This is a genomic window from Candidatus Cloacimonas sp. (assembly GCA_035403355.1).
In the GTDB taxonomy this organism is placed as follows: Bacteria; Cloacimonadota; Cloacimonadia; order Cloacimonadales; family Cloacimonadaceae; genus Cloacimonas.
In genome coordinates this window covers 1-22474 of record DAONFA010000025.1, presented here as the reverse complement: position 1 = coordinate 22474, position 22474 = coordinate 1, and the positions used below count along the sequence as shown (strand labels likewise).

Here is a 22474-nt window from a genome sequence, read left to right as displayed (position 1 = left end):
CTGTCATTTAAGGGAAAGTGGCTTTTTCCAGTTTTCTTGGATAAATATTTTATCAAACTCTGGAATTGAAATCTGCTCATCTTTCCAATAGGTTATACCTGAAATCAGATCTTTGTTTTGCTCCAGATATTCAATTAAGGATTTAATGTTTAATTCATAATCTTCAGGTTTCCGGATCAGACGAAGGTTTTGTGCAATCTTAAGGTCTTTAGAAGTTACTTCAATCATACTTCGTAAATCCTTCAGAAATTTATCTTTGCCTTTCAATTCAATCCGTAAATATAAACGCGGGTATTGTCCAATTTTAGTTCTGGTTCTGGCAAGTGGTATAGAATTAAGCATTGCTTCATCTAAAAGTTGCAGGTCTGTTTCGGAAAGATTTGTTTCTTTTGCAGTATTGGCATTTATACTTCCGGAAAAGGCAATTAGGGAATAATATAAACGATAATCTTTACCTATACCTTGTCCACCTGAAAAACTGGAAGTGATAGTTGAACTATCAACCATTTCTACAGGATGTAGGGAATAACCCCAGTTAAATTGAACGGGACCTGTAAAATGGCCACCTTTATCCTCTTCCGCAGTTACGGCTCCAAAGAGACGAACATCTATTAAATCAAGATGTCCTTTCCCGATTGCTTGAATTTGTTTATTGCGTTCTTTGGCTTCTTTGGCTTTGTTGGATATGAAGATTTCCTCGCCTTTGTTGTCTTCAAAATAATCTCTAATATAGCGTTTTAAGCGGACATCGGAAACAAGGTTTATGAAAGTATCATAATCCATACGGGGTTTGTTTTCATTGTCCATGTCACCATTAGGATTGCACATCTGTGCATCGTAAAGAAACAGGATTTCTGAGTTATTGTTGATCATTTTGTTCCTCCTGATTTTTTTCAGTTTTATCTGGATGTTCTAATTTATACTTGGCACCTAAATAATTTGAATAAGCTCTGCCACTTAAAATATGAAAGACAATTTCTTCCGGTGATAGAGAAGAGTTCTCTATACCTTGCATACATTCTCGGTAATAATTTTCAGTTATAGAATCATAATATTTATTCCAAACCTTACCCATTTCATCAACCATAGCCATTAAGGACTTAACTTTTTGAACAGGAATACCACGCAAATTTAATCTATTAATTAAAGTGCTTTTGATATCCTTTTTTCTCTGTTCGGTTTCTATTGCGGCAATATACATTCCCAATATGAAAAGACCTTGAGCATAGAAGTTATTTTCATAAATTTGGGAATGAGTGTTAAAATAAGCAGTGATTTTTTCATCCTGCAGCTTAGAAATTAAATTACGCTTTTCCATAATTGATACTCCTTCTAATTGATTAAATTTAATTAAGTGATCTAAATATAGGGTCATAAGAAAGGGGGTAATATTTAAAAAATACTTATTCTCGGTTTTCAAATTATTGTTTTTCCGGTTATAAATATCGGCAAACATACAGATAAGATCATAATAGCGAAATTTCCTTTTATATATGTATGTCCCTAAAATACTGATAATGTTTTTATTCAATACAGTATAATCATATTGATTCAATCCGGGATGAGATTCTTTTGAAGGTAGAATTAAATATCTAAGCCCTTCAAAAGACAAAATAGCTTGATAACCATATAAGGAACCTAATTTATAATCTTGAACCATTTTGTTCAAGTGTTCAGTTTTAGTTATTAATTCTTTTAGATTGATGTTTTTAATCATTCCGTTAATGATAAATTCTTGTGAAGTTGGGCTTGGCTTGCTATAAAAAAGCAAAGTAAATTCTTTTAACCTTCTGAGAAGGGTATTAAGAGTATTAATATCATCCCTTTTTTGATCTAAGGGTATTCGCTCCAGAAGCTTTGTAGCCGTATTAAGTTTTTGAGGATCAATTAGTTCCTCATCATTATCAATTTCAAACTTAATTTCGGGTAGGACTATAGTTTGCAAACCAAGCAAAGTTGTTTTTAACTTTATTGATGCATATTGAATTCCGACTAATACTTGTTGATTACACTTTTGGCACATTGAAAAAGCATTATGCGTAAAGTTCCTATCTACTTTATCAAAATAAAGAGGGTTAGTAGTCCCAAAAAATTTCTGTTTAATAGCTGTGTCTTTGGGTAGGGTAGATTCATTTCCGCAGATATGACAATAGCCCTGTTTTGTATTATCTAAATAATGTCTTTCAAAAAGGTAATAATATAAAACATCAATATAGCAATCTGCATAATCAGTTTGGTGCAAGAATTTACCATCAATCTTTAAAGCATAAGCTTGTCTATCAGTAACAAATTCATTTATAGTAGCAGAAAGATATTTTTTTAAGTATTTTTGAAATACTTTGTTGTATTTAGATGCTTCATTCAAATTATCTTTAAGTTCAGGTATATTCTCAGGATCAGGAAAATCCCTTTGTTGGTCTTCTTTAAGCTTATCATATTTAAGTGAGATTATATTATTTTCCATTCTGAAAAATGTCTCTTGTATATCTTTTAAATAGTTTAAGAACTCCTTTCCCCGAGTTTCTTCTTTCCACGGTATTTTTTTGAAGTTGTTTTCTACATAATTATATAGTTCAAATTGCAGCAGTGGTTTTAACGATATGTGGGCAGCATAGATAGAAGGATCATTCGGAGCATAATTAGCAAAGACCAGGAGTTCATCTTTTTTTTCAGGAATTAATTCAGTACCTTGGGAAAAATAGCATACCTTATTTTGAGTATCCAAATTAAGTTCCAACATATGTCCATAATGACTTTCAGCATCTTTCGTATATTTAAAATTTTCCAGTTCATTGCAATACTGTTTCACAATAAATAGTTTTTGTTCTTTTTCGGGAAGCGAGTTAAAATTCGCTGTTTTTAATACTATTTTCCCTATAGCTTGATATAAAGGAATCATTTTTCCTCCTTTCTTTTTCTTACTACACCAAAGCCGCGAGCGCTTTGTTTTCCGATGCCAAGGAATTCAGGGATAAGGAAATTGGTTGTAAAATCGCCGGTAAAGCATTGCATTGGTTGATTATGGAAATTTACTTCCAGGGGTTTAAACCAGCCATCCACATTTAGTTTTTCCACCTCTGGAATCCAATAGTTAAATGCCTTGGAAAGGGTTTTGAGGTTATTTTTCAGGATGGTTTTTAGTTTTTGGTTACGCTGAAAAGTATTCATTTTATTATAATCCTTATAGTTTTCCTGGTTTAAAGCCATCCAGGGAGAGGAAAAAAAGTAAGTGAAATAGTCCTCTGTTAAGCCGAAGTCATCTTCTTTCAAGGCGATTTCTCTTTCGTTGGAAACGAGTGTTTTGCCGTTAATTTCCAGTTTATCCACTTCCAGAAAGACCTTTTTAATGATATTTATACCTTCATTGATAGCCAGCAGGGCAGGATGTTGATCAATTATCCTATATTGAATTTGAGGGGCGTTATAATTATAGCCAGAGTTAGGCAGATGATTATGAAAAATATGGTCGTCGGGAAACTGGTTTACAAAGAAACCACGCAATTTGGGAATATCTCTTGGCTCCAAATTGACATCAGTCCAGCTGACAAGTAAATAACGAATGTTCATTTTGCCTATATCCCATCCCTTTATAATAAAGAATTCGCATTTTATTTCTGACTATGGAAATCTACTTTTTTCTAAAAAACAATATATAAATATTCTGTCAAGCAGAAACTGTATCAAGGGATCCCGAAATCTTCTCAATAAAACTCCGATATGACTCTCGTATCGTTCCCGTATCGCGATATGGGAAAGATACGGGAATCTCATCCGTGGTATAGCGCAAACAAGAAGGAATTTATAAACAACCAAATTTGGGATGGAAAAAGGGTAGTTGCGGCGGGTATGCTGTTTGTTTTGACTTTAAACCGATTCTTTTTGTGGTTGCAACGAGATGCAGAAGCAACAGGAAATTTATCCTTTGTCCGATACTGTCAAAGCTGAAGCTCGGTTTAGAGTTAAAACAAAAAATCAAGGAGGTAAAAAAAACCTAAATTGCAATCTAAAGATTGACAATAAAACAAAGTTCAAAGAAATTGAAATCGGAGAAGGAAAAAATGAGGAAAACGGTTTTAAAGGCATATCTACTGGTGTTTCTGTGGTGCGGTTTTATTTCAGTGGAAAATACATTATTATCGGCTTCTACCAATGTCCAATCGGATATGCTGACCCAGAATGACTATTCCTTGTTGTCTGACAAAGATTATCTGGAGCTGGAAAAGATGCTTCAGGAGCAACAATTGAGCCCTGCAGATCTGAATTTTGAAAAGGACTGGGACCTTTCTACCTGGGGAAAAAGCCAGGCAGTGTTAAATGCTTTGCAGAAGCCATATTCCGGTTTGGATTTGATGCAACAAATTAGAAAGGCAGTAAATGAAGCGAATAATGATGAGAAATTTACCTACCTGGCGGATTTTCTTTATCAAAAGGCAATTGATGAGGATAGCGCTTTTTCCAATTATCTGCATTATAAAGAATTTTACCTGCAGGAATTTCGGCATAAAGTAAAACAGCCCAAAGATATATGCAATTTTTACGAGACCGCTCTGAATCAGATTATACCCGTTTTAGCAAAAGCATATTCCAATTATGGCAATGAACAATGGGACAAATATGTTGCCTATCTCTTCACGGCTCTGATGGAGAATGAAGATAAAGATAGCTATTCTGCTTATTTTGCAAAACATCATTTACCCGTTTTGGAAGAAATTGATGACACCGAAATAAAACAACTGATGGAGTTTCTTTCCGAACCATATTTGCAACAAGCGGGAATGCAATTTTTAGCTTTATCAGATGTAATCAGCAGCGAGGCAGGAAAATTATCCTACAACAATAAAAAGCCAATAGTGAAAATCGGCAAATATGGTACAATGCTGATCGGAACGCTAAATGATGATTGCTATAGCGATAAAATGCTAAAAAAACCGCTAATCCTGCTGATTGAGCCAGGCGGAAATGATAAATATACAATGACTTTGGCTACCGGCGAAAACAATTATACCTATCTGCTGATTGATGTTAACGGGGATGACAGCTATCTGAATGCTGATGTGGGAGGAATGTTTTTTGCTCTTTCCGGGATAGGAATTTCCTTTGATTTGGCAGGAAACGATGTTTACCGAACGGGTGATTTTTCTTTTGCAGCAATGGCAGGAATGCAAATACATCGTGATTTTGCCGGTAAAGATATTTATGAAAGCGGTTTTTTCAGTCAAGGTGCCGCTATTTGCGGTCTATCCATCCTTCAAGATTTGGCAGGCAATGATCTTTACAGCGCTACCTGTATGGCTCAGGGTTTTGGCTCAATCCGTTCTACGGGAGCGTTATTAGATTATAATGGTGCCGATAATTATACTTTGGGAGGCAAATATTTCCACGCACCTTTAATGCCCAACGATTATTTAACTTTAGGGCAGGGTATGGGTTTTGGTTTGCGTCCCGATTTTGCCGGGGGCATAGGCATTCTTTTTGATGGAAATGGTAATGACCGTTATCTGGGAGGTGTTTATGCTCAGGGGGTTGGTTACTGGTATGCTTTAGGGATGTTGATTGATGAAAGCGGAAATGATGTTTATAATGCTATTTACTATCCTCAGGGCTCGGGAATTCATCTTGCTGCAGGTTTTCTTTTTGATGCGGAGGGTGAAGATGCCTATTACAGCAGACACGGACCCGGTCAGGGTGCAGGTCACGATTGGGCTACGGGAATTTTCATTGATGCCAAAGGGGATGATGCCTATTCCATTGAAGGGGGTAACGGATTGGGTTTATCCAATTCGGTAGGTATTTTTATAGATAAAAGCGGAAATGATCGTTATGAACGCTATAATCCTCAAAATTATGGTTATGGGGCTTATAGCAGAGCTACCGGTGGAATTGGTCTTTTCTTGGATAAAGATGGCAAAGATAGCTACCCGGATACTTTGATTGCTGATGGAAAAATATGGAAAAAAGACACTTATGGCATTGGCAAAGATTTGGATTCCGGAGAATTGATGTCCCCCTCAACTAATAATTCAGAATCCCCAGAGCCGGAAGAATTGCCAATGTTACCTCCTCCTGCTCCTGATGACCCTATAGAAGATATTTTTTCTGCTGCTGCTGAATGGGAAGTTGGCAATGCCGTTAACAGAGTTCAAAAAGCCCGGGAAATTATGCTTGCCAGAGCTGATGAAGCAAGCGAATATATTCTGCAGAACAAATTGAATACTAAATCGGGACTGGAATATCGTGCTTTGGAAGTGATGGTGCAAAAAAACGAGAACTTTAAAAAGTTACTATTCAATTATACCGATGATGCAGATAGTTTAAAAGCTAAAAATGCCTTAGCCCTAATTGCCGGAGTTGGAGATAGCACATTAATTGAGCCCTTGCGGAAACATTTACATAACAGAAAATATATTACTACCTGTCTTTCGCTTTTGGGAAGTATAAAAAGTGGGGAAAGCGTTAATTTATTAACTGAATATGCTTTTCATCCTGCTGAGCGCTATCGCTATATTGTAGCCCGTTCTTTGAAACAAATGGGAACTCCCGAAGCGCATCGTTGCCTGAAAAGTATGGCGGAGGACAATTCTTTTCTGGTGAAAACCTTAATTCGTAAATGGGAAGAGGAACAACAATGAGTGAAGAAAAACAGATTTTTGAGGATTACCTGCGCGCTCTCAATTTTGAGAATATAGAGTTTCTAATGGCGCGTTTTGAACATTACCTGCATTTACTATCCGTAGCTAATCGGAAAGTAAATCTGGTATCCCGAAACCTTCCTCCGGATAGATATTGGGTGCAGCATTTTCTTGACAGCTTAGTTGCCCTGGAATGTTTGGATTTTACAGATAAAACCGTTTTGGATTTTGGTTCGGGAGGTGGTTTACCGGGAATTCCGCTTAAACTTGCCGTTCCTGATTTTACTATAACGCTTTTGGATTCAGTGCAAAAGAAAGCCAAGGTTCTGCACGAATTTGTGGATGCTTTAGCTCTTCCTGCTACCAATGTAGAAACAGGCCGTTTGGAAGATTATGCTTATATAGCAAGGCGTCCCAGCTATGATTATATTGTTTGCAGAGCCGTTTCTTTGGAAGAAAGATATCTTTCTCCTTTGCGAAGATTGCTGAAACCAAGCGGAATGGCTGTTTTTTACAAAGCTCAGAAATTGGATGATGTGCAATCCCTGAAATATGAGGTTCTTTTAGATAAAAATTATCCTGCCTTGGGTCAACGCAAAGTAATTGGCATAAAACAGCGTGACCTGTTGCTGCACTAACGCTAAAAATTTAAAGGATAGATATGCCCAAAGTAATAACAGTAGTAAACCAGAAAGGTGGTGTGGGAAAAACAACTACTGCCGTTAATCTTGCCGCTGCCTTGGCAGTTCTGGAAAAAAGGACTCTGCTGATTGATTTTGACCCTCAAGGTAATGCTACCAGCGGAGTGGGAATTGATAAAGATAAAGTAGAAACGCAAATTTACGATGCGCTGATAGGCAGAACTCCTATAGAAAAAACCATTCTCTCCACCACCACGGAAAACCTCTTTTGCATTCCGGGAAATATTAATTTAACCGGTGCGGAAATTGAACTGGTGCATGAATTTGCCCGTGAACATAAGCTAAAAGAGGCACTGCAACCAATTTTGAGCACTTTTGATTTTATTCTTATTGATTGTCCTCCCTCTCTGGGTTTGCTGACAGTTAATGCTATGACGGCAGCAATGGATGTGCTAATTCCTATTCAGTGTGAATATTATGCCTTGGAAGGGGTTAGCCAGTTGCTGACTACTATTCGCCTTATTCAAAAGAACTTAAACCCGGGTTTAAATATTCTCGGCGTGCTGTTAACGATGTTTGATAAAAGAGTGAACCTCTCTTTGCAGGTTGCCAAAGAGGTTCATCGCTATTTTAAGGAAAAGGTCTTCCGCACTATTATCCCCCGGAATATTAAATTAACTGAAGCCCCCGGCTTTGGTAAACCCATATTTTTATATGATATCAGGTCTCCCGGTGCGATGAGTTACCTGAATCTGGCAAACGAAGTTATCCAAAGAAGTAAACAGGAAAATCAGCTATGAATGAACATTTGGGACGCGGTCTTTCAGCTTTGATTCCAGATATTGAAAAGGAGCAAAATCCCCAATGGGGAATTACCACTCTGCCCGTAAACAGCATCAAACCCAATCACTATCAACCCCGGAAAACCTTTGATCCTGAAAAACTGGCGGAACTAACCGATTCCATTAGAGAAAACGGGATTATTCAGCCAATTATCGTTACCAAAACCAGCTCTTCGGAATATGAACTTGTAGCAGGTGAAAGACGCTTGGAGGCAGCAAAACAGGCAGGACTGGAAAAAGTGCCGGTTGTTATTCGCAGCGTTTCTGAAAAAGAACAGCTGCAGCTTGCCCTAATTGAAAACATTCAAAGAGAGGACTTGAATCCGATTGAAGAAGCAATTGCCTATAATACCCTGGTGGAGGATTTTAGCTTAACGCATAGCCAGATTTCTGAAATTGTAGGTAAAGATAGAGCAACCGTAACGAACTCTCTGCGCTTGTTGAAATTGCCTGAAGAAGTAAAACAGATGCTTGTTTCCGGAGAATTGAATTCAGGACAGGCACGCACGGTTTTATCCGTTTCTCCTAACCTGCAAAATAGCTTTGCAGAATACATCATTAAGTATAATTTAACTGTGCGACAAGCGGAAGAAAAAGCCAAAACCTTCGCTTTAGGGAAAAAGACAGACCCCTTGAAGAGCAAAACAAACCTCCGCAATAAAGAATTGGAAAAAGAACTGAGCAAAATGTTACGCCTGCAAGTGAAAGTGCAGGAAAATAAGGGCAAGGGCAAAATAACCCTAACCTATAAATCTCAGGAAGAACTTACTAATTTTATAGCAATGCTAAATAACTTAAGGCGGGAAGAATGAACAGAGTTATTGTTACCGGTGGTGCCGGTTTTATTGGAGCCAATTATTTGCATACCCTTTTTGCCAACCCTTCTTTTACGGGTAAGATACTGAATATAGATAAACTTACCTACGCAGGAAATTTGGAAAGCTTGCAGGATTTGGAAGCAAAATATGGCAATTCCCGTTATTTCTTTGCCCAGGCAGATATCTGTGATGCCGAAAAAATGAAAGAACTCCTCCATCAGTTTAAACCCGATACAATTGTCCATTTTGCTGCCGAATCTCATGTGGATCGTAGTATTGACGGTCCTATGGAATTTGTGCAAACCAATTTAGTAGGCACGGCAACTTTGTTGAATGCCGCTTTGGAATACTTTCGCACCTTGGAGGATGAGGCAAAAAAACACTTTCGCTTCCATAATGTATCTACAGATGAGGTTTTTGGTTCTTTGGGGGAGCAAGGAATGTTTACAGAAGAAACACCTTACGATCCTTCATCTCCTTATTCTGCTTCTAAAGCCGGTTCTGACCATTTGGTGCGTGCCTGGCAAAGAACTTTCGGTTTGCCGATTACTATTTCCAATTGCTCCAATAACTACGGACCTTATCAGTTTCCCGAAAAACTGATCCCGTTAATGATTTTGAATTGCCTGGCTCATAAACCCTTACCTGTTTATGGAAAAGGATTGAATGTGCGGGATTGGCTTTTTGTTACAGACCACTGTGAAGCAATCAATACCATTATTCGGAAAGGGAAAATTGGCGAGACCTATAATATTGGCGGTAACAATGAAATGAAGAACATTGATATTGTTACTACTATCTGTAAAATTCTGGATGAAATGGAGCCCTCAAATACCCTGCAAAGCTATACCGAACTGATTTCTTTCGTGCAAGATAGGCCAGGCCACGATTTACGCTATGCCATTGATGCCGCAAAAATAGAAAAAGAGCTGGATTGGAGCCCTGCCGAAACATTCGTTACTGGAATCAGGAAAACTGTTGCCTGGTATCTGGAAAATAAGCAGTGGTGGCAAAATATTCAGAATAATAAATACCGTCAGGAACGCCTGGGTATTGGATAACGAGGAAAAACGACATCCCCTTTCGGTGTTTTCGGTGGCTTCGGTGGCTAAAAAATTAGGAAAAACGACATCCCCGTCGTTTAAGTGGTTGACGAGGACGTCAACCTTCCTGTGTTTTCGGTGTTTTCGGTGCTTTCGGTGGCTAAAATATTCGGAAAAACGACAACCCCTTTCGGTGCTTTCGGTGTTTTCGGTGGCTAAAAAATTAGGGAAAACGACATCCTCGTCGTTTACGAGGTTGACGAGGACGTCAACCCTCGGGAAAAACAGCATCCTCCCTCAACCCTCCAAAGAGAAATAATTGCCCCTATCCGAAATTTCGGTTATTATATATTTAGATAGTAAAACATAAAAGGATGTCCTAATGCAAAACGATGTAGTAAGCTACTTTCTTGAACTCATTGCCATAGATAGCGAATCCAAAAACGAAAGAGCCATTGCGGATAGGCTGAAAAAAGATTTGAAAGAACTGGGGGCAATTGTAGAAGAAGATGACTGCGGGGCAAAGATTGACGGCAATGCCGGTAATCTCTATGCCTATTTTCCCGGGGTCACCAATAAAAAACCAATCCTGCTTTGTGCTCATTGCGATACCGTTGTTCCCGGCAAAGGAATTAAGCCAACTATTGAAAACGGACGCATTTTCACAGACGGCACAACTGTTTTAGGGGGCGATGACAAATCCGGCATTGCTGAAATCCTTATGGCTATTAAACAAATTAAGGATAAGGGCATTGCTCATCCACCTCTTGAAGTGTTGATAACTGTTTCCGAAGAAATAGGGCTTTTGGGTGCTAAGAATTTTGATATTTCCAAACTGCAAGCCGCTTTTGGTTATGCTTTAGATACTCATCAGGTTGGAGAAATAGTTATTGGAGCTCCTTCCCAAAATTCATTTCAGATTAACTTTTATGGCAAGGAAGCGCATGCGGGTGTGGAACCTGAGAAAGGATTAAATGCTATCCGTCTTGCCTCAGAGGCAATTATGGCTATGCCCCAGGGCAGGATTGATTTTGAAACCACTTGCAATACAGGTATCATTCAGGGTGGTTCAGCTACCAATATTGTCCCCAAAGAAGTTTTAGTTAAAGGTGAAGCTCGCAGTCATAATAAGGGCAAACTGCAAAAGGTCTGTGAGGAGATTGAGCAGGCAGTTATTGCTACGGTTAAAAAATATGGAGCCAAAGCATCCTTTCATTTTGAACTGAAAAAGGAATATGAGGCATTTTTAATTGAGCGTAATGCTCCTGTTGTAGCACTTGCAGAAAAGGCATTACAGAATTTGCAGCTTCCGGCAGACATCAAAGTTGGAGGTGGTGGTAGCGATGCTAATATTTTTAATGCTAACGGTTTACCAACGATTATCGTAGGCACCGGAATGAATAAAGTGCATACTACGGATGAGGATATTCTGGTGGATGAACTCTATAGAGGAACTGCTTTTGTAGAAGAACTTATCCGTCTTTATGCGGAGGAATAAATGGCTGTTAAACTTTGTTTGCTTGGCTATGGTAAAATGGGAAAGATGCTTGCTGCTTTGGCTCCTGAATTTGACTGCACCGTTGTTTCAACGATAGACCCCAACCAAAAGGATTGCTATCATTCAATAACTGCAGAATCCCTGCAAGATGCTGAGGTCTGTATTGACTTCAGCCATCCTTCGGCAGTTCTGGAAAATATGCAAAAAGTTCTTTCTTACCAAAAAAATATGGTAGTGGGCACAACCGGCTGGTTTAACTATCTGGAAGAAATAAAACAACAAGTCCATCTGGCAGGAACAGGTTTTCTTTACGGAGCTAATTTTTCCATCGGTATGAGTATCTTTAAACGCCTTGTGGCAGAAGCAACTAAGGCATTTGACCGCTTTCCGGAATTTGATGTTTACGGTTGGGAAATGCACCATAAACAAAAGGCAGATAGTCCTTCGGGAACTGCCATTGAGCTTTCTAAAACCATTATAGCCAATAACAGCAGGAAAAAGAAAGCTCTTTTTGAACCTGCTTTTCGTAAAATAGAACCCGAGGAATTACATTTTGCCTCTGTGCGCGCAGGTTCCTTTCCCGGAACGCATATAGTTGGTTTTGACAGCGAGACGGAAACTATAGAGCTTAGCCATTGTGTCCGTTCGCGTAGCACTTTTGCCTACGGAGCGTTACAAGCGGCAAAATGGATTAAAGACCGCAAGGGCTTTTTCTGTTTTGAAGATATGATAGCGGATGTTTTATGTTAATTCCTTTTCTCAAAATGCACGCTCAAGGTAACGATTTTGTTATCCTGGATTGCTTTGCTCCGGAGTCAATTTCCTGGGCAAAGCTGGATTTTTCTTCTGTAGCGGAAGAACTTTGCAAACAGCATTTTGGCATTGGAGCGGATGGCTTGGTTTTGCTTATGCCTAATGCTTCCTGCGATGCCCAAATGTTTATTTATAATGCCGACGGTTCATCAGCTGAAATGTGCGGTTCTGCTTTACGCTGTGTAACCTGGATTTTGCACCAAAAAACAGGAAAGAAGGAATTTAGCGTCCAAACGGAGGCGGGTCTTAAAACCTGTTATGTAAATGAAGATAACACTGTAACCGTTAATCTCGGAATGCCTTCAATGCTGAAACACAGCTATCAGGCAGAGGATTTTACCGGAGATTTGGTAAATATTGGCAATCAGCATTTTATTGTTTGGGTCAATTCTTTGCAAGATAATCCCCATCTTAAATTTGGTTCGGCTTTAGAGCATCATCAAGGTTTTGAGCAAACAGTGAATGTGCACTTTGCCGTTTTGCTGAATAGAAAGACGGTAGCAATTAAAATTTGGGAAAAAGGTTGTGGAGCCACCCTTGCTTGTGGAACCGGCGCTGCTTCTACTGTCTTTAGTGGCATTGCCAATGGCTTATTGGATAACGAAGTGGAGGTTTTTATGCCCGGCGGAATAGTTAAAATCGTCGCCTCCGAAAAGGGCTATTTGCTAAGCGGAGAAGTTTGCCAAGCATTTGAAGGAGTTTACAATTGGAAAACTTAGGCAAGTATTTTCTGGAATTGCGTTTACAGCGCGGATACAGCTATCAGGATATCTGGAAAGAACTGCGTTTTCCGGAAAACCAGATTAAGGCAATTGAAGAAAATCGCTTTGCTGAGCTTGGTCCTTATGGAATTGCCAAAGCAGTGGTTTATAACTATGCCCGCTTTCTGGAAGCTGATTTAGATGCTGTAATGAATGCTTTTTCCTATTTAATGCCGGATAACGCTAAACCCGAATTTAAACCTGCTACTCCTGTGAAAGAAAAAAAGATTATGCTTTCCACAAACTTTATGTGGCTGATTGGCATTTTTCTGATTATTATTATCCTTGGCTCCATTTTGTGGTATGCCTATAATCAAAACTGGTTGAAAATGCCCGATTTTTTTGCCTCTAATAAGCCCGATTCCACTGCCGTTATTATCCCGGAAGAAAAAGAAGAAACAAAACCGGATACTTTGCGTCAACGCCTGCGGGCAATTAGCGATGCCATTCCCCAAACGAATAATGTTCCAACCCCGAAAGCGGAGACAAAGACCGTTCCACCAGATACAACTGATTATATTGGCAATATTTTAGGCGATAGCCCGGTCAATGTGCCTATCCACTAACTGGTTACCTCTCAAAGATTTTAAGGATTTAGCGAAATGGCGAGATGGCGAGATGGCGAGACGGCGAGATGGCGAGATGGCGAGACGGGAAGAGAGAGATGGCGAGATTGATTTTTTTACAAAGAGAGAAAGAGAGAAAGAGAATAAATTGAGAATGGAGAATGGAGAATGATTTTAGTGAAATGGCGAAATAGCGAGACGGAGGACACCGTTCCTCCGCATTTTTTTAGCCACCGAGGACACCGAAAACACCGAAAAGAGAAGGTGACAAGATGGTAAGCAAAAACTTAGCTGTTTATATCATTTATGGAAGCATATTTAAGTTTATAAATCCCTCAAATCCCTATAATCCTGTTCATCCCAGACCTATTTTTTTTCTCTCAGCCCTCAGCCCTCAGCCCTTAGCTCTCAGCTCTCAGCCCTCTGCTCTCAGCCCTCTGCTCTCAGCCCTCAGCCCTCAGCCCTCAGCCCTCTGCTCTCAGCCCTCTGTTAAATTTATCCTCTTAATCCTTAAATCCTGAAATCCTCGTTTCTAAAATCCTTATCCTGAAATCCTATCTTCATTTCATAAGCATTGCTTTTTTGATGGAAATTTCTTTCCCTGCTTGCATTCTGATGTAATAGATACCATTTCCACAAGGATTACCATAATTATCGTCACCTTCCCAAAGCAGTTTATATCTACCTCTTTCTTTTTGTCCCAAGGCAAAATTATGCACTAATTGACCGCGAGTATTATAGACATTGATTTTCACTTCTGCCGGTTGACTTAGTTCATACATAATAGTTGCAGCAGGATTGAAAGGATTGGGGAAAAGAGATCGGATTCCTGTAACCAAAGGTATTTCCGGTGTTCCGCTATTGCCGTTTTCATAAACTATACTTCTGGAACCATAATATGTAACAAAACCATCATAATCCTGTGCTTCCAGCCAGTAATAATATGTTCCAGGTTCATCTATCTCTTTATCAGTAAACATATACACATGCAATTGAGAAGTATTAGTTCCCTGAATTAAAGGGCTAACAATAACTGCTTGAGAAAGATTATCAATTGTTCCCCGCTGCACATAAAAACCATTTAATCCTGTTTCCGATTGGGTAGCCCACATTACATTAACTCCGTGCTGATAATTTAGATTTAGGGTAAAAGCAGATAGTTCCACTGGTAAAGTAGGATCAAAATTACTCAAAATAACTGGAATTTCAACATCTCCTTTCCCTTTACTGAAGTAAATATCAAATACTATAGAATCTCCATTACGATTACCTATAATCCAATTATTATTATTATAATATGCTCCGTAAGTATAACTGGTCTCCATTTTTATATGCCAGATATGTATGTTATCGCCTAAGAGAAAAGTAAAACCAAGATATTCTGTAATATTGGGATTGGGAATTTCAGGAATAGTTCCACTACCTTTATTGCCATCGCCTCCACTTAATGTAATAGTTACACCATTTTCTTCTACAGGTGTATCTTCAGGATAATTTGCAGTTACTACACCTGCACAAGATATAGATTTATCTGTAGTGCCTGTGGAAGTTATAGTTATATTTTCTGCATAAGTTCCATTATTCAACCCTGCCTTTATACGCACATAAATCGTTGCAGTGATAACTATCTCTTGAGATAGGGATAAAACTATGGGATCTTGAGCAGTAAAATTAGCTCCTGGTTGAAGTGAGATTTCAAAATCAGGGGGAGCATCAATACTAATATTTGCCGAAAGGTTTGAACCAGTTACAGTAAAATCTTGAATTGGAGAAGGACCCAAACCCCGCTCATAGATGAAATCAGTTAAAGAATTAGAAGAAACTTCAGTCAGTGGATTATACAGGGATTGTTCACTACCCCAACTTCCTCGCGTAGGTTCTGAATCGGCAAATTTTCTTACTGCTACCCAATCGTAATCAGTATAAGAACCATAGTGATTTTGTAAAGAGATTTCTCCTGCGGTGGTATAGGTTCCCAAAGTAGAACTGCGTTTTAATACTCCATCACGATATAATTTTAAATTTGAGTTATATGCAGTAAAAGTCCCCCTATACCAAGTATTTGCAGATGGAACACTACCATCTGCACCCGCATCAGATAAAAACCCCCATCCAGAATAAGGGGGAGTTAAAATTGAAGAACCTTGCCCAGCTCTGGTATCACTTCTTCCCTTGTAACCGGCATCAGTTGTTTCATCACCTCTTATACCAACTTCGCAGATTGTATCAGTTGCTAAACGATATTTATATTCTATTGCATTATTGGCAAATCCAGTATAAGTTGCAGATGAACCTAAAACAGTATGACCGTGGGGTGAATCATGTACTCCACCCTCACAACGAACATAATTTTCCCCACTCGGTATTGAAATTATTCCATAAGTAACTTCTTGAGTCCATTTGCTTAAACCATTACTGAAATCGTCAAAAAAGATGAAAGTATTTGGTCCATTAGAAGTTGTAGTAGCAGAAGAATTGCCATATTTTAAGGTTATTGTTCTATCGGCAGTGCTTAAGTCACCGGCAATTTCCACCCAGAAAACGGCATTATCACTATCCGTTTTGGTTTCCATCCAGTAGTCAAGTTCAGTTTTCTCTTCAAAGAATCTGAGATCACCAAAATCAGTTCGGCAATTACTATTTAAATAAACATTTTCTCCGCTATCAGTTCCATTTCCGTAATGAACTGTAAAGCGAACCTGATAGTTTGTTCCGGTATTTGCAAGTAGATTTATAGTTTGTGCTTTTGCATATTGCCAAAAATTGCCTCCACCCCAATTACCCCGCGCAGGTTCTGAACCGGCAAATTTCCTTACTGCTACCCAATCATAATCCGTATGATCACCTTCGTGATTTTGTAAAGATATTTCTCCTGCAGTTGTATAAGTTCCCAAAGTAGAACTGCGTTTTAGAATCCCATTGCGATATAATTTCAAATTTGAGTTATATGCAGTAAAAGTTCCCCTATACCAAACATTTACTGTGGGAGGGTCTAAATCTTCTCCAGCGTCAGATAGAAAGTTCCAAGGTGATTGATAAGGCGAATCTAAAATTCCAGAACCACCATAATTATATTTTCTGGCATCACTTCTGCCCTTGTAGCCGGTATTATTTGTATAATTACCTCTTATGCCAACTTCGCAGATCGCATTAGTTGCTACAAGATATCTATATTCTACTGCATTATTGGCAAATCCAGAATAAGTTGCAGATGAACCTAATACAGTATGACCCCATGGTGAAACAGATGTTCCACCGCCACAGCGAACAAAATTTTCTCCACTTGGTATAGAAATTGTTCCAGAAATAACTTCTTGAGCCCATTTGCTTAAACCATTACTGAAATCGTCAAAAAAGATGAAAGTGTTTGGTCCATTGGAAGTTGTAGCAGCAGAAGAATTGCCGTATTTTAAGGTTACTGTTCTATTGGCAGTGCTTAAGTCACCGGCAATTTCCACCCAGAAAACGGCATTATCACTATCCGTCTTGGATTCCATCCAGTAGTCAAGTTCAGTAGCTCCTTCAAAGAATCTGAGATCACCAAAATCTGTTCGGCAGTTACTATTTAAATAAACATTTTCTCCGTTATCCGTTCCGTTCCCGTAATGGACTGTAAAGCGAACCTGATAGTTAGTGCCTGTATCTGCAAGCTGAGTAAATGTCTGATATTTGAAATAATTCCAGGTTTGTGCAGTTAAGAAGTTGAGTGAAAAAACAAGCATAGTAAGAAATATGAAAATAAGTTTTGTCTTCATCCTGAAGGTGCTATTTTTTCGGTTCTCTTTTGCATCCTGAAGAAGAACTATTTCCCTTAAATACTTCAGTCCCCAATTTTGATGGTAACTTGTATTCAGGGTTTTTGATGTCCTTCTATCCATTGTTTACCACCTTTATAATAAAGTATATCCTTATTGCGCACATCATAATTTGCTCCAATCGTTGTCAAGGCAAAAGGTTAATAAGTTAATATCATTTTTTACCACCCTTCCCCCGAAAATTTGCAAATATATTGCATATCTCATTCTGAGTTAATATTATACGAATGACAAACTTCTGTTGATAATTTTCAACATCACTATAATAATAATACGGGAATGTACAATCAATTGGGTCTTTAATTATGTTTTCGAGAAGTTTTAGAAGTTCTTAAAGCCCCTTTGGGCGATACATTGATAGCGATGGCGGTGTAAACCCCTCGTAAAATTTACGATGCAACCGGCGGGAGGTTTTGACTTACAATTTTCACCTGCCTTCAATGCAACCACACCCCACCTTCTTTTCTCACTTACAACTAATCTACTACTGGTTTTCAAACCGAAAAATTGTGAGTTAAAACAGAAAGTATGCACCCTTACAACTGAACAATCAATCACCCTCTTTAAAAGGTATAAACTAACAATCCTGCTTTTTTTCCACTGCCTTGTTCAGGCAAAAAAAACGATAGAGAAATTCTCCCTGTCGCTTAGATTGCAAAATAAAAAGTGCTTTTCCTAAAATTCTGATTATAATTATAAAGTAAATAATAGAGACAAATCTGGGGGATAAAATGATAGCAGGTTATGTCTCAAAGGTTGGTGTAAAATAGGTAACACCAGATGAAGAAAAAGGTGAAGTAGTCCTAAGGTCTTTGTTTTGATTAGAACCAAAGAACAAGGAGAAGTTTATGACTCAACCAAAGAAAAGATAGATAAGAAGGCGGAAGTAGTTGCCTGCGTCTGTTTTGTTCTATATTAATTGCTATTCAGAGGACTGGATTACCAGGAAATTGTATCTTTCAAAGCCATTGGAAAGGAACAGAAACATCCTAAAAATGCCTATACAGTTTAAGTGAAAACGCAACGGATTGAAGTAAGGTAGCCCTTTTTATGAAAAAGAACTTGACTTGGATTAACAAGCTGAAAACAATGCAATTTGTTGATTATTTTACATAGATTGTGAGAAGCGAGGGTTAGTAGATGCCCTCAACGAACCAAAGAAACAATAAGTTGGAATGAACACCAACTTTTGGGAATTTGGGAATATAGAAATTTTAATTCCGTAGTAAAACAGAGGTAAAGTGAAATGAAAACTACCCAAGAAATGAAAATTGGAAGCTCTAATTGGGAATTTAGCAATAGAATAGATGCAACTGAAACTATTCCTAATATTAATGAGAACAGCGGAATAAATAAATCTCCTCAAGATATTATTCAGGTATTTAATACAAAAGAAATAGACACAGATTGGTCTTTTATTGAATATAAACCATCCGATACAGGTAAATGGACTCATAATTATCATAGGTATCCTGCAAAGTTTATACCACAGCTGGTGGAAAAATTAATTGATGAAAATATTATTTGTAGTGAAGCGCATATAAATGATCCTTTTTTTGGATGTGGAACAACAATCATTACGGGTATATCAAGAGGATTTAAAGTAAGTGGAACTGATATAAATAAAATTGCTTATCTAATAACAAAAGTAAAAGCTACTCCTATAGAACCAGAATATCTTGAAACAAAAATTAATAATCTTTTATTTGAATTGAAAATGCTCAATAGCCCTCAGATAACATTTTTAGGTGATAATTTTGAACCCTTGATTCCACAAAAGCATTTGGACAGGATTGATTATTGGTTTTCAGAAAAAAATAAAATTGAGTTAGGTAAAATACTAAGAGTAATTTACAAGGAAGAAGATGAAAACATTAGAAACTTCTTTCTTGTTGCCTTCAGCCATATCTTAAAAAGTTGTTCTATCTGGCTTCAAGGAAGCACAAAACCAACAAGGGACTTTAATAAAAAAACATCCAAACCATTTGAAACCTTCAGAAGACATTTAATGAAGATGCAGAATGGAAATAGGGAATTTTATAATATTGTTCATAAGAATGTTATAGAGAATTTAAATCAATACCTCAATATTAAAATAGGAAATGCAAAAAATCAACCTTTAGATGATGAGACAGTGGACTTGGTTATAACTTCCAGTCCTTATGTAACAAGTTATGAATATGCAGACATTCATCAATTATCAACAATTTGGCTTGATTTAGCTGATGACCTTATAGAATATAAAAAGGAATTTATTGGAACTTCATATAAGAAATACGAAAATAGAGTATTAAAGAGTTTAATTGCCAAGGATATAGTAGAAAAAATGGAACATAAAAGCAAAAAAATGGCAAAAGAAATTGAAGCGTTTTTCATTGATATGCAAGAGGTATTTGATGAAAGTTTCAGAATTATGAAAAAAGGAGGGCGATGTTGTTATGTAATAGGTGATACAAAATTGAAGGGAATAGATATTCTAAATGCTGAAGTTTTCGCTGAGAGTTTGCAGTATTCTGGTTTTAAGTTTGATAGATTAATCAAAAGAGAAATACCCTCCAAAATTCTTCCACAAAAGCGTGATGAAAAAACAGGCAGATTTGCTACTAAAAATGAGGCAAATTTTGAAGCATATCCAATAGAATATATTGTAATTGGATTAAAGGATAAATGAAATGAACTTTGAAGATTTAAAAAAATTGTATCTTGAAAAAAAAGAATATTTTGGTGCCGAAACTTATAAGCATATATCTGAATTATTGAAAGAAGCAAAAGAGATTCATCAAGCGGATTGGCTGAAAAATCCAACACCAAATAAAGATTATGAACAAAGCTGGAGAGCATTTAAAGGGAAAAATTTTGAGAAATTAATCCAGTTTATAATTACAGATGAAGTAGAAGAAATTGGATTAAAAGTCATTAATGGCAATCAACTTGAAAGAAGAACAAAACTAACTAAAGAGCTAAGCCAGATTAAAAGAAATTTAGCTATTAATTATGGAGAATTTGGATTACATTTACCTGATGTTGATATTGTTATTTACAATCCATTGTCTTTGAAGGTGCTTGCAGTTATATCAAGTAAAGTTTCCTTAAGAGAACGAATTGCACAAACGGGTTACTGGAAATTTAAATTTATACAGGACGAAGTTACAAAACATATAAAAGTTTATTTCATAACTCCTGATGAAGATGGTACATTAACAAAAAAGATTCCAGCTAAGAAAGGAAGAGCTATTGTAGAAACAGATCTTGATGGTAGTTATGTTTTAACGGAAGAAGATATAGAAGAAAGCAATAAGGTTAAACTTTTTGAGCACTTTATAGATGATTTAAAGAGATTATTAAATAATGAACAATAAAAAGTTAGAACTTGAGACAACCACCCTTTGGGATTACCCCACCCAGAATTATGGTGATAAACCCCATGGTTTTAATAAATACCGGGGCGTTACTCCGGCATTTATTATCTGGAATCTTGTCCAAAGATATACAAAAGAAGGCGATTTAGTAATTGATCCAATGTGTGGAAGTGGAACAACTATTGATGTTTGCAAGGAAGAAAATAGGAAAGTTCTTGGATTTGATATAGTTCCCTTTAGAGAAGATATTCAACAAGCAGATGCCAGAAATTTACCTGTTGAAGACAAAATTGCCGATTTAATCTTCATTGATTCTCCTTATTCAGATAATATTGATTACAACAAACATCCTGACAACATAGGAAATATATCGTGCGAAAATGAAACTTTTTTCATAGAATTAGAAAAAGTAGCAAACGAAGCATACCGTATTCTTAAAATAAATAAATATATTGCATGGCTCATTGGAGATCATTGGAGAAAGAAAAGTGGTTTTATACCTGTAGGTCTAAATATTTATAATATATTGGCTAAATATTTCCAACCAGTTGATATAGTTGCAGTTGCAAGGCATAATCAAACATCCAATACACCTTTCTGGATTGATAAAGCAAAAAAATACAATTTCTACTTGCGAGGATTCAAATATTTAATAATAATGAAAAAAGTAACATAGTTCTATTTCTATTGTAGTGTCTCAAAGGTTGGTGTAAAATAGGTAACACCAGATGAAGAAAAAGGTGAAGTAGTCCTAAGGTCTTTGTTTTGATTAATGCAAAAAAGAAGGAGAAGTTTATAACTCAACCAAAGAAAAGAAAGATTAGAAGGTGAAATTAGTTGTCTGCGTCTGTTTTTTGCTATACTAATTGCTATTCAGATGACTGGATTACCAGGAAATTGAATTTTGTGTCTCTCAAAGCCAATGGAAAAGATGAGGGAATAACGGATAAGTCCTGTAAAATTTAATTCAATACGCGACAGGTTGGAGCAAGGTAGCTCTTTTTATGCAAAATAAGTTTGGGGTGTAAAGGAAAAAAGTATCCCCCTTTTTAATAAGTTCAGTTACTGAAGAAGAAGGAAAATACCGTTTCTATAATTCATCAGGAATTTGCCACTGTAAAAATAATCCGAATAAAAAAGCCACATAGTTTATGGACAAATTCAGCAACTGAAGTGCTGAATAAAAATCTTCTAAAAAACGGGTAAACATTAAGTTCGTTGGCAAACTTCGGTTAATTGGCAAAGCAAGGATTGGTTAGTTCATTTTTCCCCGAGCTTTAAAATTGGGGATTGGTATTATGTATTATCCTTATCTATTTACCAGCCATCGGGTATTTTCTATTTTAGTGTAAACTGCATCTCAGATTTAAGGACCGCTTTTCGCCCTAAGCTGAGAGCATAAATCAAGTGTTTATCTAACCTTAATCAAGCGTTAATTATTAACGCTTGATTAAGGGATGTTAAACGGTAGATTGAGGGCTTGGGGTAAGGAAGATAGGAGACAGCTATATGAGGATGTAATTTTCTGTTTTAACTCACAATTTTTCGGTTTGGAAACCAGTTACAGAGCGGTTGGAAGGGGGTGGGCTTTCTGTTTTAACTCACAATTTTTCGGTTTGGAAACCAGTTGTAGTGCGGTTGTAAGTGAAAAAGATGGTGGGGTGTAGAGAGATTGAAGGCAGGTGAAAA

Annotated in this window: 18 protein-coding genes; 14 read left to right on the top strand and 4 right to left on the bottom strand. The window is 37.3% G+C overall.

Features of this window, described 5'->3' with window-relative positions:
* Window positions 1-3: 3 nt before the first annotated feature.
* From cas7b to PLE33_06945, 3 genes are read right to left on the bottom strand one after another with little or no spacing between them, the layout of a single operon-like run.
* On the bottom strand, window positions 4-873 hold the full coding sequence (cas7b, locus tag PLE33_06955) for a type I-B CRISPR-associated protein Cas7/Csh2 (protein ID HPS60987.1): 870 nt from the start codon (window positions 871-873) through the stop codon (window positions 4-6).
* Window positions 860-2899, bottom strand: a complete 2040-nt coding sequence (locus PLE33_06950; protein ID HPS60986.1) for a TM1802 family CRISPR-associated protein — start codon at window positions 2897-2899, stop codon at window positions 860-862. The genes cas7b and PLE33_06950 overlap by 14 nt, the downstream gene beginning before the upstream one ends.
* Window positions 2896-3567: a CRISPR-associated endonuclease Cas6 gene (locus PLE33_06945; protein HPS60985.1), complete on the bottom strand. Its 672-nt coding sequence runs from the start codon at window positions 3565-3567 to the stop codon at window positions 2896-2898. The genes PLE33_06950 and PLE33_06945 overlap by 4 nt, the downstream gene beginning before the upstream one ends.
* 328 nt (window positions 3568-3895) lie before the next feature.
* On the opposite strand from PLE33_06945, the gene PLE33_06940 reads away from it, so the two are divergent.
* The 11 genes from PLE33_06940 to PLE33_06890 all read left to right on the top strand — a co-directional run bounded on the left by PLE33_06940 (window position 3896) and on the right by PLE33_06890 (window position 14132).
* Complete coding sequence (locus PLE33_06940) at window positions 3896-4180, top strand: hypothetical protein (protein HPS60984.1); 285 nt, start codon at window positions 3896-3898, stop codon at window positions 4178-4180.
* A 10-nt stretch (window positions 4181-4190) separates the two neighbouring features.
* Window positions 4191-6629: a HEAT repeat domain-containing protein gene (locus tag PLE33_06935; protein HPS60983.1), complete on the top strand. Its 2439-nt coding sequence runs from the start codon at window positions 4191-4193 to the stop codon at window positions 6627-6629.
* Window positions 6626-7267, top strand: coding sequence for a 16S rRNA (guanine(527)-N(7))-methyltransferase RsmG (gene rsmG, locus PLE33_06930; GenBank protein ID HPS60982.1), 642 nt, complete (start codon window positions 6626-6628; stop codon window positions 7265-7267). The genes PLE33_06935 and rsmG overlap by 4 nt, the downstream gene beginning before the upstream one ends.
* 23 nt (window positions 7268-7290) lie before the next feature.
* Complete coding sequence (locus tag PLE33_06925) at window positions 7291-8070, top strand: AAA family ATPase (GenBank protein HPS60981.1); 780 nt, start codon at window positions 7291-7293, stop codon at window positions 8068-8070.
* A complete protein-coding gene (locus PLE33_06920) occupies window positions 8067-8924 on the top strand; it encodes a ParB/RepB/Spo0J family partition protein (protein HPS60980.1) in 858 nt (285 codons plus the stop codon). Before PLE33_06925 ends, PLE33_06920 begins: the two co-directional genes overlap by 4 nt.
* A complete protein-coding gene (rfbB, locus tag PLE33_06915; GenBank protein ID HPS60979.1) occupies window positions 8921-9991 on the top strand; it encodes a dTDP-glucose 4,6-dehydratase in 1071 nt (356 codons plus the stop codon). Before PLE33_06920 ends, rfbB begins: the two co-directional genes overlap by 4 nt.
* A gap of 364 nt (window positions 9992-10355) precedes the next feature.
* Window positions 10356-11471 carry a M20/M25/M40 family metallo-hydrolase gene (locus PLE33_06910; GenBank protein HPS60978.1) on the top strand — a complete coding sequence of 372 codons (1116 nt, stop codon included), beginning with the start codon at window positions 10356-10358 and terminating at the stop codon, window positions 11469-11471.
* Entirely contained in the window at window positions 11472-12221 is a 750-nt protein-coding gene (gene dapB, locus PLE33_06905; protein HPS60977.1) for a 4-hydroxy-tetrahydrodipicolinate reductase, read from the top strand. It abuts the gene before it with no gap.
* Window positions 12215-13003 carry a diaminopimelate epimerase gene (gene dapF, locus PLE33_06900; protein HPS60976.1) on the top strand — a complete coding sequence of 263 codons (789 nt, stop codon included), beginning with the start codon at window positions 12215-12217 and terminating at the stop codon, window positions 13001-13003. The genes dapB and dapF overlap by 7 nt, the downstream gene beginning before the upstream one ends.
* Window positions 12991-13611 (top strand): helix-turn-helix transcriptional regulator, encoded by a 621-nt coding sequence (locus tag PLE33_06895; GenBank protein HPS60975.1) that lies wholly within the window; start codon window positions 12991-12993, stop codon window positions 13609-13611. Before dapF ends, PLE33_06895 begins: the two co-directional genes overlap by 13 nt.
* Window positions 13612-13883: 272 nt before the next feature.
* A complete protein-coding gene (locus PLE33_06890; protein HPS60974.1) occupies window positions 13884-14132 on the top strand; it encodes a hypothetical protein in 249 nt (82 codons plus the stop codon).
* Window positions 14133-14171: 39 nt separating this feature from the next.
* Here PLE33_06890 and PLE33_06885 read toward each other — a convergent pair whose 3' ends face one another.
* Window positions 14172-17366, bottom strand: coding sequence for a DUF2341 domain-containing protein (locus tag PLE33_06885; protein ID HPS60973.1), 3195 nt, complete (start codon window positions 17364-17366; stop codon window positions 14172-14174).
* A gap of 1306 nt (window positions 17367-18672) precedes the next feature.
* On the opposite strand from PLE33_06885, the gene PLE33_06880 reads away from it, so the two are divergent.
* Genes PLE33_06880 through PLE33_06870 form a run of 3 tightly spaced genes read left to right on the top strand, consistent with a single transcriptional unit; the run spans window position 18673 to window position 21461 of the window.
* Entirely contained in the window at window positions 18673-20097 is a 1425-nt protein-coding gene (locus PLE33_06880; GenBank protein ID HPS60972.1) for a hypothetical protein, read from the top strand.
* 1 nt (window position 20098) lies between these two features.
* Window positions 20099-20785: a BsaWI family type II restriction enzyme gene (locus PLE33_06875; protein HPS60971.1), complete on the top strand. Its 687-nt coding sequence runs from the start codon at window positions 20099-20101 to the stop codon at window positions 20783-20785.
* On the top strand, window positions 20775-21461 hold the full coding sequence (locus PLE33_06870; GenBank protein ID HPS60970.1) for a DNA methyltransferase: 687 nt from the start codon (window positions 20775-20777) through the stop codon (window positions 21459-21461). Before PLE33_06875 ends, PLE33_06870 begins: the two co-directional genes overlap by 11 nt.
* Window positions 21462-22474: the final 1013 nt, after the last annotated feature.

What these genes read in the sequence shown, in the direction of transcription:
- cas7b (HPS60987.1), bottom strand. Translation starts at nt 873, where the DNA reads ATGATCAACAATAACTCAGAAATCCTGTTTCTTTACGATGCACAGATG.
- PLE33_06950 (HPS60986.1), bottom strand. Translation starts at nt 2,899, where the DNA reads ATGATTCCTTTATATCAAGCTATAGGGAAAATAGTATTAAAAACAGCG.
- PLE33_06945 (HPS60985.1), bottom strand. Translation starts at nt 3,567, where the DNA reads ATGAACATTCGTTATTTACTTGTCAGCTGGACTGATGTCAATTTGGAG.
- PLE33_06940 (HPS60984.1), top strand. Translation starts at nt 3,896, where the DNA reads ATGCAGAAGCAACAGGAAATTTATCCTTTGTCCGATACTGTCAAAGCT.
- rsmG (HPS60982.1), top strand. Translation starts at nt 6,626, where the DNA reads ATGAGTGAAGAAAAACAGATTTTTGAGGATTACCTGCGCGCTCTCAAT.
- PLE33_06925 (HPS60981.1), top strand. Translation starts at nt 7,291, where the DNA reads ATGCCCAAAGTAATAACAGTAGTAAACCAGAAAGGTGGTGTGGGAAAA.
- PLE33_06920 (HPS60980.1), top strand. Translation starts at nt 8,067, where the DNA reads ATGAATGAACATTTGGGACGCGGTCTTTCAGCTTTGATTCCAGATATT.
- rfbB (HPS60979.1), top strand. Translation starts at nt 8,921, where the DNA reads ATGAACAGAGTTATTGTTACCGGTGGTGCCGGTTTTATTGGAGCCAAT.
- PLE33_06910 (HPS60978.1), top strand. Translation starts at nt 10,356, where the DNA reads ATGCAAAACGATGTAGTAAGCTACTTTCTTGAACTCATTGCCATAGAT.
- dapB (HPS60977.1), top strand. Translation starts at nt 11,472, where the DNA reads ATGGCTGTTAAACTTTGTTTGCTTGGCTATGGTAAAATGGGAAAGATG.
- dapF (HPS60976.1), top strand. Translation starts at nt 12,215, where the DNA reads ATGTTAATTCCTTTTCTCAAAATGCACGCTCAAGGTAACGATTTTGTT.
- PLE33_06890 (HPS60974.1), top strand. Translation starts at nt 13,884, where the DNA reads ATGGTAAGCAAAAACTTAGCTGTTTATATCATTTATGGAAGCATATTT.
- PLE33_06885 (HPS60973.1), bottom strand. Translation starts at nt 17,366, where the DNA reads ATGAAGACAAAACTTATTTTCATATTTCTTACTATGCTTGTTTTTTCA.
- PLE33_06880 (HPS60972.1), top strand. Translation starts at nt 18,673, where the DNA reads ATGAAAACTACCCAAGAAATGAAAATTGGAAGCTCTAATTGGGAATTT.
- PLE33_06875 (HPS60971.1), top strand. Translation starts at nt 20,099, where the DNA reads ATGAACTTTGAAGATTTAAAAAAATTGTATCTTGAAAAAAAAGAATAT.
- PLE33_06870 (HPS60970.1), top strand. Translation starts at nt 20,775, where the DNA reads ATGAACAATAAAAAGTTAGAACTTGAGACAACCACCCTTTGGGATTAC.